Here is a 14,177-nt window from a genome sequence, read left to right on the forward strand (position 1 = left end):
TTTCGTTCTTCTATTAGCCTTGGCTTCCGATAAACGCGTAACGTGCGATGATAAGAATCGCAAGCACCCACATGAGCCAGTGCACTTTATAGCCGCCTTTTTTGCCGGCAAGATTAGCTGTTGTTGCAAGTACGACATACGAAACGATACCGAAGGAAATACCGTTAGCGATGTTATACGTGAAAGGCATAAGCGCAATCGTCAGGAACGATGGGATCGCGTAAACCATGTCTTGGAAGTCGATTTCTTTGATCGATTGAACCATCAGGACGCCCACGATGATCAGTGCCGCTGCCGTTGCAGAGCCCGGAATCAACGAGATGAGCGGCCACAGGAACAAGGCAGCCAAGAATGCAATGCCCGTTGTTACCGCAGTAAGACCCGTACGCCCGCCTTGCGCGATACCCGCGGAGCTTTCAACGAAAGCCGTTACCGTACTCGTACCCAGCATCGCGCCGCCGCTTACGCCGACTGCATCGACAAGCATCGCTTTACCGACAAGCTTCTTGCCCTTCTCAGGGTCTTTCATATAGCCTGCACGGTTCGCTGTACCTACAAGCGTTCCGAATGTATCGAACAATTCAACGAATGTAAATGTAGCGATGATGGAGATCAAGCCGGTGTCCATAACACCTTTAAAGTCGAAGTCCCAGAAGTTGCCTTTGCTGAAATCAGGGCTCCACGATTGACCTTTCAGGCCTTCCGATACGTTCACATCACCGGTTAGAATCGCGATGAGCGTCACGCCAAGAATACCGAACAGGATTGCACCAGGTACGCGCAGCACCATCAGAACCGCAATCAGCAATACGCCGATCAGCGTCAGGTACACGCTGGAGCTCTCCAGGCTGCCCATGTGGAACACGGACTCGAAGCCCAGTACATCTGTGAATACGCCTTTCGGAATATCCGTAACTGTATTCTCAACACCAACTGTCATGATACCGCTGTTCTTCAAACCGATGATCGTGATGAAGAGTCCAATACCTACTGTAATGGAATGCTTCAAGCTGTCAGGAATAGCTACGATTAGCAATTGACGAACTTGTGTAATAGTTAAGATGAAGAACACGATACCGGAAATAAATACAGCTGTCAGTGCCATCGAAGGCGAGATCGGTGTGTCTGTTGCTTTGGAAGCAAGCACCGTTGCCGCGAAGTATGCATTAAGACCCATACCTGGCGCGAGCGCAACCGGGAAGTTCGCGAACAACCCCATCGCAATCGTGAAGATACCGCCGGCTAAAGCTGTTGCCAAAAATACCGAATACCCATCCAGTCCTGCAGTTCCGAGAATACCCGGATTGACGGCCAATATGTAAGCCATCGTCATGAAAGTCGTAAGGCCCGCCATAATCTCTGTCCTTACATTTGTTCCGTGTTCCTTCAAACGAAAGAAACTACCCATTTTTCAAAAACCCTCCCCAAAAAATGTTTCAGAACAAACAAGAACCCAGAAAAAAAATGCCGATAGCGTCGGCATTTCTCCCTAGGTTCCACGCAAAACAAGACAAGAAGGCGCGATATGACCCATCAGCGCCTTACTTCTGTCTTGCTTCTCGTAGACAGGTCATTACGGTGACCTCGTAGAGACTCTCAAGCCGATTCTTGAGATTATACGAAAAGATATGCTGTTTCTGTTTGTATTGATCTGTGAATATTTTAGCGAGGAACTCCTGAGCCTGTCAATGGGAAACGTTTGCAAATTAGGTAATTGTCCTTATAAAGTGGAAAAGCACCCTCTATTGCGCTTTGCCCTATGCTTCTGCTCGTCCACCACGATACTAGCCAAATCGTTTCATTAACTGCTTAATTGCTGCTGACATCTTCTGTTGGCTTCGTTTCTCCGAATCGGCTTTCTCAAGTGCAAGCAGCCCTATTCCGTAGCCAAGGATGGCAAGAGTTGAGGAAATTTTCGCGAGATCGTCGGCTGTAATCTGCTTTTGTTCCGGCATTTGCGCAACGCTCCTTCTTCATGATGCATGATGATGCTTATAATTCCTCTTTCTCTGTTCTGGCTTTCAGCACGGCAAGCAACCCAAACAAGTCCCCGACAACCAGAATGATCGCCGCCCATAAAGCAAGGTCATCCGCAGATAACTCATTCAACTCCTTATTGCTTCTTGTTGCTTTCGCCATTTGGATTACCCCTTGTTTCGTTAGCTGATAGTAGCCTATGCGCTAAGGGCATTAGCCGCGTAGGCTACTGCCTTGGGGGCCAAAATTTTATACGGCGACTATACTCATTCGGTCAACGAGCTGCATCCACCTTAACTCGTCTGCCACTTTCAAACGAACGAATGGCCGCATCCGCGATAGCCAAAGCACGATACCCGGCAGTTGCAGGAATGGGAGGCTGCTGCCCGGCCATGAATGCTGCCAGCATGGCATCCACATGTTTATCCATCGTAAGATGGAACTGGCGATCGACATCGTTGAAGTATCCCGCCTCCCAGGTTTCACCCAGCTCGCTACCTGAAGGATGGAACGTATACTTCTTGACCGTATCGTGAATCACGATCCGTCCTTTCGTACCGTCGAGTTCAACACGGTGCGTATCCGGATATGCGTAAGAAGAATCGTAAGTACCGATGAGCGTGCCAACCGCGCCGCTGCTGAATTTCAATGCAAGTGCAAGGGTTCTGAAGCCTCCCCCCGTCAAGTCGGACATCTCTGCTGACACCGCTTCGATTGGGCCACACAGATGCTCCAGCATGTCGAAACCGTGGCATTGCGTCTCGATGAGATTGGCTTGCGGATGAGTGCTCGAACCGTCTCCACCGAAGCGCCAAGATGCGAAAGTCAATTGCCCCAGCCGCCCTGCGTCAATCGCTTCACGAGCCAGTTGGACAGGCTTGGCATACCTATGATTGAAGTTGATCGCAAAGAACAACCCCCGCTTGTCTGCTTCGTTCAACAGCATATCCGCTTCTCGCAAGGAGAACACCAAGGGCTTCTCCACGAATAACGGCACACCTGCCTGAATGATTTGAAGCGTCGTTTCGAAATGCCCCTGATTCGGCAGGCATAGGCTGACCAAATCAGGCTGTTCCTTCTCCAGCATAACGGCAAGATCCGTATAAGCCGTCGTGTGAAACTCCTCGGCACGCTCCCTTGCTTTCTCCGGATTTCGCCCAACCAACGCGCAGAATTGCACATGCTCATGGGCATCGAAAATTCTGGCATGCTGCTTTCCCCAGCCGCCTGTGCCGACTAATGCTACTTTGACTTTCTTCGTCTCGCTCATTGTTCGACGATCACCTTTCCGGTATTCCCTTGGAAAAATAACTCATACGCTTCTTGGAGTTTACTTTGCGGGAATCGATGCGTAATGATTTGCTTGAGATAAGGCAGGTTCGCTAAGAGCCGTTCATGATTGTCCACCAAATCCTGATAGCGGAAATACTCGCTGCCAAGCACCGTCCGCTCCGTCGCGATTAGATCGCCGGAAACCTGCAAGCTCAGTCCTTCGCCGTGTCCCACGCATACGAGTGCACCGGGCTTGTTTAGAACGGAAAGTATGGATTGGCGTGCCGCCGTTCTGCCGCTTGTATCTACGGCCAGATCGACACCCTCAAACTGCATCGCGTCCAACCGCTCACGAACACTCTCGCGGCCAAGGTACACAGGAATCGCCCCCATCCGCTCCGCCAATTGAAGACGATATTCGTTGAAATCCATGATGAATACAGGCGTTTCCTCGCCGAGAAGCAGTTTCGTCATGGCCAGAACACCAAGTCCGATTGGGCCGGCGCCTGCAATAACCGCAGATCCGATGTTCGGGAGCACTTGAAGGCCGCGCTGGATGGCATGTCCCCCGGTCCCCATAATATCCAGCAGTATCGTTGCTTCCGCCATCGGAATAGAAGCGTCTATTTCAAAAAAAACATTTTCGTTCACCAGCATATAAGGCGTATAGCCGCCATCATGCGAGAAACCGTAATCCGCACGTTTATTGAGGCATAGATTCGTGAAGCCCGACTTGCAATTCCGGCATACGCTGCAGAAATCCATGAGGAAAACAACACCATGCGCACCTTCTCGTGTGACTGTATCAGCTCCCGCAGCAACGACGACACCCGCAGCTTCATGGCCCGGCACGACGCTTGTTCCATGCTCGAATTGTCCCCGATCCGAACCGCACAAGGCGTTCGCTTTGACCTTCAGAAGCAACTGGCCGGGACCTGGCACCGGGATCTCTTTTTCCCCATATTCGATTCGCCCTCCCCCTGCAAAAACCGGGACCGTCATCAAACCAATTGCGCTAGTGTTTTCCATTGTCAAATCTCCTCCTCTATGCCGCCAAAAGTTATTGTGAATATACTTGAATATACGAATAATGATATAATATTGAACGTAATTTTCCTTACAGGAATCCATGGTTTTCTTGTCAAAAACACTTATTCCTCTAAGCATATGAAAGGGCGTTCGGGATGGAATTGAAGGACAATACGAAGGACAATACGAAGGACAATATGATGAACTATCACGTCTCCCCACATGTTCGGCTGTGCTATACCTTCGAGCGTTCTGATTTCTTTCAAGGACCGAGGCGGCTACTTGACTACCTGTTTCTGTATTTGGACAAGGGGCGCTACGTGCTGACAATCGAAGGGAAGGAGTATGAGCTGCTGGAGGGGGAATTTGCGCTAATCCAACCCGGGCTGCTGTTTACAACGCACGGTTACGGCGATTGCGTCGTCCCGAACGCTCATCTGGATTTCTTCTATAATCCGCTTCGCGAACAGAGCTTCGTCACCACGCCGGGGATGACGACGCTGACCAAATATGCCGAGCTGCTGCAGCTGCGGCTTGATGAATTGGGACTGGCCCAGCTCCCACCGATCATCGTTCCTGAGAACGCGAAGAAGCTGAAACAAACCCTCATGCAAATGATCGATAATTTCAAAAATCACGACGTGGTCAGCATGATAAAGGTGCAGCAATTGGCGATGGAACTGCTGATACAGCTCATTGGCAGCAGCGACCGCCAAAGCCCGACTACTGATTACTATGAGCACCGATTCAGAGCGCGCATGGAAGCTTATTTATCCTCCAATCTGTCAGCACCGCTAAGCATCGCTGACATGGCGCAGCATATCGGTTACTCCGAATCCCATTTCTGCCTCATATTCAAACAAGTCTTCGGCGAGCCGCCGCACAGTTACCTCGTAGGGATGCGAGTCGGCAAAGCACAAGAGCTGCTGCGCTCCACCGATCTGCATCTCGAGGTAATCGCCGACTATTGCGGCTTCGCCAACGCTTCCCATTTCTCCAAAGCGTTCAAACAGATTACCGCGCTAACGCCGAGCGGGTATCGGCAGAGCTCGGAAGAGCACGATGGGGAATGATTCGTACATAACATAAAAAGCCTCAATCCCCGCATTGGGCGGAAATTGAGGCTTTTTGAACACGTGACAAACTGGCTATTCCCCATTCACACAGAGCTCTTGTCTTAGAAGAATGTTAAGCTTCTCCGGGGGATTGCAATGCGGGTGATTCATGAAAATCTCATGGATTTTTCCTTTGACTCGATACCCTTCTTCAGCGACTCCGTCCACTAATGCGCGTACCGAAGATTCGATTTGATCGTAGCTTCCCGTATGTAATAACTGCGGAGGTTATGTTCTTGATTACTTTCCTTTAAGCGTATTCGTAATTTTCGCCTTAGACTTCAGCTCTGCCAGCATTGATGGGGAAAGTTCTTGAACCTTCTGACTGATGAGCTGTTCCTTAATTTCAGCTTGTTTCTCTGCAAGTGTCGCTGCCTTCGCCGCCTTATGGTCGCTTACTTTGATGATGTGATAACCATACTCCGACTTGATCGGCTCGCTAAGCTCGCCAACTTTAAGCGAGAACGCTGCATTTTCAAACTCTGGGACCATGTCGCCCTTGCTGAAGTAGCCAAGATCACCGCCAGCGGCACCACTTCCTATGTCAGTTGATTTCTCTTTCGCCAGCTTTGCAAAATCCGCTCCTGCCTTCAACTGCTTCAGGATTTCATCAGCTTCTGCTTTCGTCGCGACTAAGATATGCGATGCTTTGACCTGCTCAGGCTCATCGAATTCAGCTCTATTTGCTTCGAAAAATTGTTTTACATCTGCATCAGTCACTTTCACACGCGGCTCTATGATCTTCCGAATACGAAGCTGCATCGGTGTTTGCTTCCTCAAATCTTCGAGCGTCATGCCCGCTTGCTGCAGGGCAGTTTCAAACTCCGCTTCAGACGGGAAGCGCTTCTTGATTTTCTCTATTTCCGCATCCACATCTTTGTCGCTGATTACGATCCCTTTTTTATTCGCCTCTTGCTTAATAAGCTCATCTTGAATGAGGTTGTCCAACGTTTGTGCTCCGCCAACTGCAGCCATCTCCGTGTACAGCTGGTTCCTGGTAATCGATGTGCCGTTAACGGAACCAACCGCTTGATTACCCGCATCGCCTAATGGAGAATTTTCGGGCTTGCTCGCAATAATGACTGAATTCGAAGCGGCATTGTAGTTGACAGTTGCACCGAGCATCTCAGCGGCGGAGCGAATAGGAACGTAAGTAACCCCCTTAATGGATACCGGTTCTACCGTCGATTTCTTACCATTTACAACTAAGCTAATCTTCGTTGCTGCGTACGCTCCCGCACCTGCCGCGAGCGTCATGCCCACTACGATCAGTGCTGTTATTCCCACTTTACTTTTAATCACAAAATAAACCTCCCGCTGGAATCATTTATGATGATTGCTAATGAATTTCATACTAGGATTCTATCTCATTACTTTGGATACATAAACCATTTTGATCCAATCTTTAAATTGGTCATAAAAAAACTCCCTTCTATTTCGAATTAACGCAGATAGAAAGGAGTTTTTGATCGGAAATGTGCCTATTTTATTGTGGCGCAAAGTTCGACAACCTTTTCAATATACAATTCGTATCATTGTAATATACCGTTTGTATCATTTTAGTAAAAATTTACAAGTCGCTTACTATTCTGTTTATTAAACGAATACCGCGCAGAGGCGCAAAAGGAGATCAAAGTTCCATGAGATTAACGAACAAAAAGCAAAGAAACAAGAAAGTAGTAATCGCAGTAGCAACTGGGGCAATTGCACTTACTATGATTGCAGGTAGCGCATATGCAGCAACAGTAGGATTAACATTCACTGGAAGTGCAACGCTTGCTACCATCACCAACCAGTTAACCGGTCTTGGCAACAAGGTAAATACTTACGAAGCAAATGAGTCCAAGTTGCTTGCTAAGATCAACGATGTAAAGGCAAACGCAAACTCACGCATTGCGGCTGCAAACGAAATTATTCAACATCTTAAAACTGAATTGGCGGCTTCGCAGTCTGACAGAGCTCAACTTGCCGGACAAGTCAGCCAGCTTCAGGCTCAAGTTATCGATCTTCAAAAACAACTCGATAAATTAGATCTAGAAAACCAACAACTCAGAGTGAATCAACGTGGGTATAGTCGTTTAGTTGAGCAGTTGCAGAGTCAGATTGGACAATTAGGTAACACGATTATGAATCTTAATGAACAAATCGGATGGCTTAATGATGAAAAAGCAGAACTGCAAGCTAAGAATGCTGAACAGGCGACTGAGATTGAGCGATTGAAGACAGAGCTTAACAACGCCAGCCCAAATGAACAGGCGACTGAGATTGAGCGATTGAACACAGAGCTAAACAACGCCAACCAAGCTGTACAAGATGCTGGCAATGCATCTGATGCAGTTGGCGCTCAAACCAATGGCGACAATCCACTGTCAGCTGACGAAATCAACAGCATTGACACAACGCTTGTTGATGTTACAAATTAATTAATCCAATAGAGTAGACCTCCAAAAAGGGGGTTCCTGACAAACAAATCTAAAAAGATGGGATGAGGGATGGGGTTGTTTCCATCTCTCTTTTTGTGTATGCCTGTTTTATGCTGAAAAGGGGTTCAAGTGATATTGCGGTCATAAAAAATACTCCCTTCAATTTGCTAAATAACGCAAATAAAAGAGAGTAATTGTATGCACTCTATTGTAGCAGGTGTACGTGGAATCTCAATGCCGTCAATGCCGTAAACCCTTATGTAGCAAGGCTTCCGAGCAATTGAAGGCAGCAATAATTATCCAACCTATTCCCACTCAATTGTAGCAGGCGGTTTCGACGTTACATCGTAAACGATACGGTTAACGTTATCCACTTCGTTAACGATACGTACCGAGATTTTCTCGAGAACGTCCCATGGAATACGCGCCCAGTCTGCAGTCATTCCGTCGATGGAAGTAACGGCGCGAATGCCGACCGTGTACGAATACGTACGCGCATCGCCCATTACGCCAACGCTCTTCATGTTCGGCAATGCCGTGAAATACTGCCAAATTTCGCGGTCAAGACCTGCTTTGGCAATCTCATCACGCAGAATCGCATCGGAATCGCGAACGATCTTCAGCTTTTCTTCGGTTACTTCGCCAAGCACGCGGATGGCAAGACCCGGGCCTGGGAACGGTTGACGCCATACGATCGCTTCAGGCAGACCGCATTCTTCGCCGACTTTACGAACCTCATCCTTGAACAACGTCTTAAGCGGTTCAACGAGCTTGAATTTAATATCTTCCGGCAAGCCGCCGACATTGTGATGCGACTTGATGGTTTGTGCAGTAGCCGTACCGCTCTCCACGATATCGGTGTAAAGCGTGCCCTGGGCCAAGAATTCGAAATCGTCGAATTTCGCGGATTCCTCTTGGAACACGTAGATGAACTCGTTGCCGATGATTTTGCGCTTCTGCTCGGGATCGTCGACGCCTTTCAGCTTGCCCATGAAGCGCTCTTTGGCATCGATTTTGACAACCTTCATATCGAACTTGCCTACGAACGTTTCCATAACGCCTTCTGCTTCGTCTTTACGCAGCAAGCCGTGATCGATAAACATGCAAGTCAGCTGGTCGCCGATTGCTTTGTGCAGCAAAATCGCTACAACAGAGGAATCTACGCCGCCGGACAGAGCGCACAGCACTTTGCCATTGCCCACTTGTGCACGGATATCGCGGATCGTGTCATCAATAAACGTAGTCATGCTCCAGTTGCCTTCGCAGCCGCACACGTTATAGAGGAAGTTGCGAATCATTTCGTTCCCTTGTACGGAGTGACGTACTTCCGGATGGAATTGAACCGCGAATACTTTGCGATCCGGATTACTCATCGCCGCGATCGGCGCATGGTCCGTGCTCGCATCAACGCGGAAGCCTGCAGGCAATTCCACAACATGGTCGCCGTGGCTCATCCATACGGTTTGTTTGCTGTCGAGATCCTTCACAAGCTCGCTGCCCGCGATGAACTCTACGTCAGCTTTGCCGTATTCGCGTTTGCCTGCACGCTCAACTTTACCGTCAAGTTGGTGCGCAATCAGCTGCATGCCGTAGCAAATACCGAAGATTGGCAATCCCAGATCATAAATCGCAGGGTCTACAAGCGGAGATTTCTCTTCATACACACTTGCGGGTCCTCCCGAGAACACGATGCCTTTCGGCTGCAGCTCGCGGATCCGTTCCACCGAAGTATTGTATGGCAGCATTTCGCTGTATACACCCAAATCCCGAATACGTCTTGCAATTAACTGGTTGTACTGTCCGCCGAAATCGAGGACGACGATCATTTCATTTGGCTTGTCCACTTTTTTAAAGCCTCCCTCAAATCATTGTGTCAATTATATATAGGCGGTAAGTGACAGTCAAGGCGAATGGAGGCAATACGATAAGGATGTGGAGAACAGCTGGCCGTCCGGCAGGTGGAACTTGAGATGAATGAGTGAAAGCGTCTTTGGCGACGGGATCTGAGTGCAATTTATGGGGAGTTGATGCTCCCCTGGGAGGCGGTAGATACAATCCCCTGCCAGGGCAAAGGGGCGATGTTCTAACGGTTGCCACGACGCTTATTTGGTGTTATTTGGCTTTGAATTTAGGCTAACGGTTGTCAGAGGGCTTATCTACCCTTTTACGGCCCAAAACCACACCTAAATCGCAAAATAGCCTCCCTGGCAACCGTTACAATTATCGGATGCCGATAATTGGGCGATTAGGCGCTCTGGCAACCGTTAGACATCGGGGAGCGACTTTGAGGGAGGTCATAAGATCTCTGGGAGAGCTGCTTTCTGCGAATTCCCGCGTTTTCGGCGGATGTAGACCTCTGGGTGAGCTACATCCGCCCCAGCCAACTAAAAAAGTCGAACCGCCTTCTACAGGCAGCCCGACTCTCTTCATACGATCGTTCTATTCTTGCTCGCTTGTGGCTGCAACTGCTGTTGTGGCCGCGATGGATTGGTTCGTTTTGTTCTTGGCCAGCTTCAGGTAGCCGTAGACGTTCTGGAATTCGCTGTCGTTCACGAAACGAATTCGAACGGAGCCAGCCGCCTCGTTGATGTACTCGCGGAGTGCGGAAGCTCCGCCGCCCAGCATATAGAAGCACTGGATGTCGGGGTTCTTCTTCCAACGCTTCAGAATCAGATCAAGTACTTTATTCGCAGCACGGCTAAAGTAGTTGTCCACGATCGGACGAATATCCGCCTGACCTTCACCAATCCGATGGATGATGTAGTCACGGTTCTTGATGCGTTGAATCAGCTTCGTGCGGCTCGGGAAGCGGTGACCGAACTGATCTTCGACGTCACGAATGATATTGTCCAAATAAGTCGCAAGGCCGAATTGCTCGCCTGTGCTGAACTGGTTATCGATACTCATTCGTTTAATGACCGGGAAATCCGTCGTGAGCGCACCCATTTCACAAATACCGATGCAGCCGTAGTACAGCTCTTCGTTCTTCACTGTCAGGTTGTCGTGTGTGGCCATGTGGAACAGCGCTGCTGCGCCTTCAATGGAAACAACCGCACGTTTGATAATGACGCGAATCGAGCGGCCGCGCAGCTTCGGCGTGGAAAGGAAGGTAACCTCATGCTCGCCTACCAGGCGTTCCTCGAACGTTTTGTGAAAACCTGCATAGGTACGTACCGGCAAACCCGTTCCCACGATATACTCTACCGCTTGCGTCGTTTGTCCCTCTACCGGCTCATAGGTTTGACTGGTCAGCCCAGCATAAGCAAGTGCCGTCAGCGCCACGATCAACGCTTGATCGCTGGTCGCTTTGTTATCGGTCTCTTCGAGCTCCGAAATATCTTGATCTTCCATCGCCAGCAAGCCTACGAAGTAGCGTTGGTTGTTTTTCTTTAATTTAGGACTGTATACACGTACGTCTAGTGCTTTAAGCGGTGAATCCTCATCTTGAAAAATATGACGCTCATAGCCCGGGGAGAGAATACTTGGGACTACAATCGGCTCCGATGCACCATCAATCACCAGCTTCACACTATCGTTTCCTACGTCAATACCTGCAATTTTGATCACAAGAGTGCCTCCGTTCGTTGTCATAGCCTAATTCCGCTGTTAAGGAGTTTCAATTCGCTATATGGCGACAAAATCCTTTTTTGTTATTCTTTTTTCGCTACGTCTAAGTTTTCTGGTTCAATCTGCCGAAATAGTTCGGTATGTATGTTTTTTGCCATGACTATGGACACATAGAAACGTAAGCTCAAACACAAAACGTAGGAGGTAAGCATGAAACTTTTCCCACGCAACACCCATTTCACCTTTCTTGTCTTACCAGACGGCAGCAAGCCAGCGCTGCGGTTTCGGGTTTCTGCCGCCCTATTACTGGTGATTCCGATCCTTATCTCCTTGTTGATCGTAATAGCATCAACGTTATACCTGCTTCATGAACGCAACAACCGTCAGCTGGAACGGCTTCATCTTCAGATCGCTTCGGACTCCGAGGCCCATCAAGTTCAGCTGGCAGACAAAGAGGCGCTTATTACTAAGCTGCAAACCGATCTGGTTCAACTGGCCCAGCAGGCCGATGCCGTAGATGCCCGAATGGAAGAACTGAACAAGCTGGAATCCGATATGAAATCGCTCGTCGGACTCTCTACTTCCAAGTCGGCTAAGGAAACGGACGGAGACGGCGTTGGAGGCGAGCAGTTGGACGCAACCGATGCAGATATCCGGGAGCTCGTAGATCAGACCAAATCGTTCTATACTTCTATCGGCGGCGAAATCAATGAATTGAAGAACAGACTGACCTCTACCTCTAAAGAGGTGCAAAAAAAGAAGCAAGTCCTTCGACTAACGCCTACTTATTGGCCAACGGAATCGGAGCGCATTACCTCTTTGTTCGGGGTCCGAATTGATCCTTTCACGAACCACCCCGGGGTACATAAAGGCATGGACATTGCCGGCAAAACAGGCGATTCCGTCTTCGCGGCGGCAGATGGCTACGTACAAGAAACCGGATATATGTCTGAACGCGGGAATTACATTGTCGTCTCTCACAAGAACGGCATTGCTACTAAATATATGCATTTGTACAAGGTACTGACGCAAAAAGGGGACCGCATCGAGCAAGGCGATCTTATTGGTTTGCTCGGTTCAACAGGCCGCAGCACAGGTCCTCATCTTCATTTTGAAGTGATGAAGTATGGGGTGTCTGTCGATCCAAAACCATATTTAAAAATGGGGATAAAGGGGATACCAACTGATGTTCAATTGGAAAAGAGACAAGATTAGCGCCAAGCTGACCGATACGTTCATCGGGGAAGGTACGATTGTTGAAGGCACGATCCGCTCTGCGGGCGGCGTCCGTTTGGAAGGTCAGCTGCGCGGAGATATTTCCTGTGACGGCGATGTCGTCGTCGGAGAAAGCGGTTTTGCCGTATCGAATATCACGGCTCGCAATGTCACTCTTGCCGGACAAGTCACCGGTAATGTGCATATTTTAGGGAAATTGACCATCACCTCCACAGGTAAGTTATATGGCGACATGACTGCAGCTACGTTGATGATTGAAGACGGTGGTCTTTTCCAGGGGAAAAGTACAATGGACCAGGACGAACCTGCAGTCAACCCTGCTGATCGCAGAACCGGAATTGAACGACGAAGCGGAAACAGCGGCAGCTACACGGGTGTAGAGCGCCGCAGTGGATATGACCGCAGAGATATGGTGGTTGGTGAAGACGGTGCTGTTGTATGGGCCGCTCCGAAGAAGATCAGTTACCGTGCAATTGAGAAACCAAGTGAAACCGATGAGACGACAGTCGGTAACGAAGGCAGCGAAGCTGAAGGTAAAGCAGGAGATCCGCTCCGGGAAAGCGGAAAAGCTTTTATCAGTAGTATCAGCGGAGGCGGCAAGCCGATTAGTGCAGCCGCTGGCGCTGCGTCGTCGGCAGATCTGGCGGGTAGAGGCGAAGACCGGGCTGAACGAGTTGCGAGTATTGGCAATGACCGAGCTGAACGAGATGCTAGTAAAGACAAAGAAGCGTTTAATCAAGTCGTGATTCGGATCAACCAAGGCATCAATGAGGCGGAGCGTGCTGCTTTGAGCGGCGTGATTTGGTCGGAAGCCGACGTCAGTGACAGTAACGTTGCCGCTGAAACCGCTGCAGGGTCGGAATTCGTCAGTGAGCACTCGGAGCTGATGGATGAGGACATGGTGAGTGCGGTGGATCTGGTGCTGGATACCGGCAGTTTCGAGAGTGATAATGTGGATGTAGGGAGTTCATTGGCTGGTGAGGCTAGTTCGGGGAGCTTAGGGGATGATGAGGCTCGTGCGGGGAGCTTCGGGGATGATACAGCAAGTTCGGAGAGCTTCGAGGTGAGCGAGATTCGTGTGGAGGATAGCGTTTATGCGAGCGTGGAACAACAAGACGGGGTCGGCACTGAGGCCGGCGTTGATGATGTAGTCGCACAAGCGGAAGCGGTGGTTGAATCTTCAGAAGTTGAAGAAGTTAGCGTAGTTCAGCTTACTGTCGACTCTCCGGAAGAGCACGTTATAAACGGGTCGGAACCTTTGAACCCTGCTGAGAACGTGTATAGCTACGGTTTCGAGGAGCTTGCCAATGGCAACGCTTCGACTAACGAGCCAGCGCAATCGGAGAAAGAGACATTTCAAAACCAATCCAACGCTCGCAGTGCTGCGGAAGCCGCGGCTCTGCTTAAGAACTGGTAAGCAGCGAATAGATGCATCTTGTGCAGTTTGGTGCGAAGTACCAGGATGTACAAGGGATATGCGCTAGATGAATCAGAATGTTGCGCAATCTGCAACATTTCCGAGGTAAACAGCCTGAATTGAGTAAAATGTTGCTTTGTT

12 protein-coding genes and 1 riboswitch are annotated in these 14,177 nt (G+C 49.4%); of the genes, 4 read left to right on the forward strand and 8 right to left on the reverse strand.

The window, feature by feature from the left end; translation table 11 throughout:
* Positions 1 to 13 precede the first annotated feature (13 nt).
* The 5 genes from AC0YNS_RS19005 to AC0YNS_RS19025 form a co-directional block, all read right to left on the reverse strand.
* Positions 14 to 1,408, reverse strand: a complete 1,395-nt coding sequence (locus tag AC0YNS_RS19005; protein WP_475782555.1) for an NCS2 family permease — start codon at positions 1,406 to 1,408, stop codon at positions 14 to 16.
* A 134-nt stretch (positions 1,409 to 1,542) separates the two neighbouring features.
* A riboswitch (purine riboswitch) is annotated at positions 1,543 to 1,642 on the reverse strand.
* Between the two features lie 142 nt (positions 1,643 to 1,784).
* Positions 1,785 to 1,955: a hypothetical protein gene (locus AC0YNS_RS19010; RefSeq protein WP_475782556.1), complete on the reverse strand. Its 171-nt coding sequence runs from the start codon at positions 1,953 to 1,955 to the stop codon at positions 1,785 to 1,787.
* A 37-nt stretch (positions 1,956 to 1,992) separates the two neighbouring features.
* Positions 1,993 to 2,139 (reverse strand): hypothetical protein, encoded by a 147-nt coding sequence (locus tag AC0YNS_RS19015; protein ID WP_475782557.1) that lies wholly within the window; start codon positions 2,137 to 2,139, stop codon positions 1,993 to 1,995.
* A gap of 112 nt (positions 2,140 to 2,251) precedes the next feature.
* The gene (locus tag AC0YNS_RS19020) at positions 2,252 to 3,247 is read right to left on the reverse strand and encodes a Gfo/Idh/MocA family protein (RefSeq protein ID WP_475782558.1); all 996 of its coding nucleotides are present in this window, start codon (positions 3,245 to 3,247) and stop codon (positions 2,252 to 2,254) included.
* The gene (locus AC0YNS_RS19025) at positions 3,244 to 4,278 is read right to left on the reverse strand and encodes an alcohol dehydrogenase catalytic domain-containing protein (RefSeq protein WP_475782559.1); all 1,035 of its coding nucleotides are present in this window, start codon (positions 4,276 to 4,278) and stop codon (positions 3,244 to 3,246) included. Before AC0YNS_RS19025 ends, AC0YNS_RS19020 begins: the two co-directional genes overlap by 4 nt.
* 155 nt (positions 4,279 to 4,433) lie before the next feature.
* On the opposite strand from AC0YNS_RS19025, the gene AC0YNS_RS19030 reads away from it, so the two are divergent.
* A complete protein-coding gene (locus tag AC0YNS_RS19030) occupies positions 4,434 to 5,351 on the forward strand; it encodes a helix-turn-helix domain-containing protein (protein WP_475782560.1) in 918 nt (305 codons plus the stop codon).
* A gap of 282 nt (positions 5,352 to 5,633) precedes the next feature.
* Here the strand turns inward: AC0YNS_RS19030 and AC0YNS_RS19035 are convergent, their stop codons facing one another.
* Positions 5,634 to 6,695, reverse strand: coding sequence for a peptidylprolyl isomerase (locus tag AC0YNS_RS19035; protein ID WP_475782561.1), 1,062 nt, complete (start codon positions 6,693 to 6,695; stop codon positions 5,634 to 5,636).
* Between the two features lie 338 nt (positions 6,696 to 7,033).
* Here AC0YNS_RS19035 and AC0YNS_RS19040 point away from each other — a divergent pair, with 338 nt between their 5' ends.
* The gene (locus tag AC0YNS_RS19040) at positions 7,034 to 7,816 is read left to right on the forward strand and encodes a hypothetical protein (RefSeq protein ID WP_475782562.1); all 783 of its coding nucleotides are present in this window, start codon (positions 7,034 to 7,036) and stop codon (positions 7,814 to 7,816) included.
* Between the two features lie 305 nt (positions 7,817 to 8,121).
* Here the strand turns inward: AC0YNS_RS19040 and guaA are convergent, their stop codons facing one another.
* Positions 8,122 to 9,660, reverse strand: a complete 1,539-nt coding sequence (guaA, locus tag AC0YNS_RS19045; protein WP_475782563.1) for a glutamine-hydrolyzing GMP synthase — start codon at positions 9,658 to 9,660, stop codon at positions 8,122 to 8,124.
* Positions 9,661 to 10,255: 595 nt separating this feature from the next.
* Entirely contained in the window at positions 10,256 to 11,383 is a 1,128-nt protein-coding gene (locus AC0YNS_RS19050; protein WP_475782564.1) for a ParM/StbA family protein, read from the reverse strand.
* A 210-nt stretch (positions 11,384 to 11,593) separates the two neighbouring features.
* On the opposite strand from AC0YNS_RS19050, the gene AC0YNS_RS19055 reads away from it, so the two are divergent.
* Together AC0YNS_RS19055 and AC0YNS_RS19060 are read left to right on the forward strand one after the other, a co-directional pair.
* Positions 11,594 to 12,598 carry a M23 family metallopeptidase gene (locus AC0YNS_RS19055; RefSeq protein WP_475782565.1) on the forward strand — a complete coding sequence of 335 codons (1,005 nt, stop codon included), beginning with the start codon at positions 11,594 to 11,596 and terminating at the stop codon, positions 12,596 to 12,598.
* Positions 12,570 to 14,036, forward strand: coding sequence for a bactofilin family protein (locus AC0YNS_RS19060; protein WP_475782566.1), 1,467 nt, complete (start codon positions 12,570 to 12,572; stop codon positions 14,034 to 14,036). The genes AC0YNS_RS19055 and AC0YNS_RS19060 overlap by 29 nt, the downstream gene beginning before the upstream one ends.
* Positions 14,037 to 14,177 lie beyond the last annotated feature (141 nt).

Source organism: Paenibacillus sp. J22FR21 (assembly GCF_056269135.1).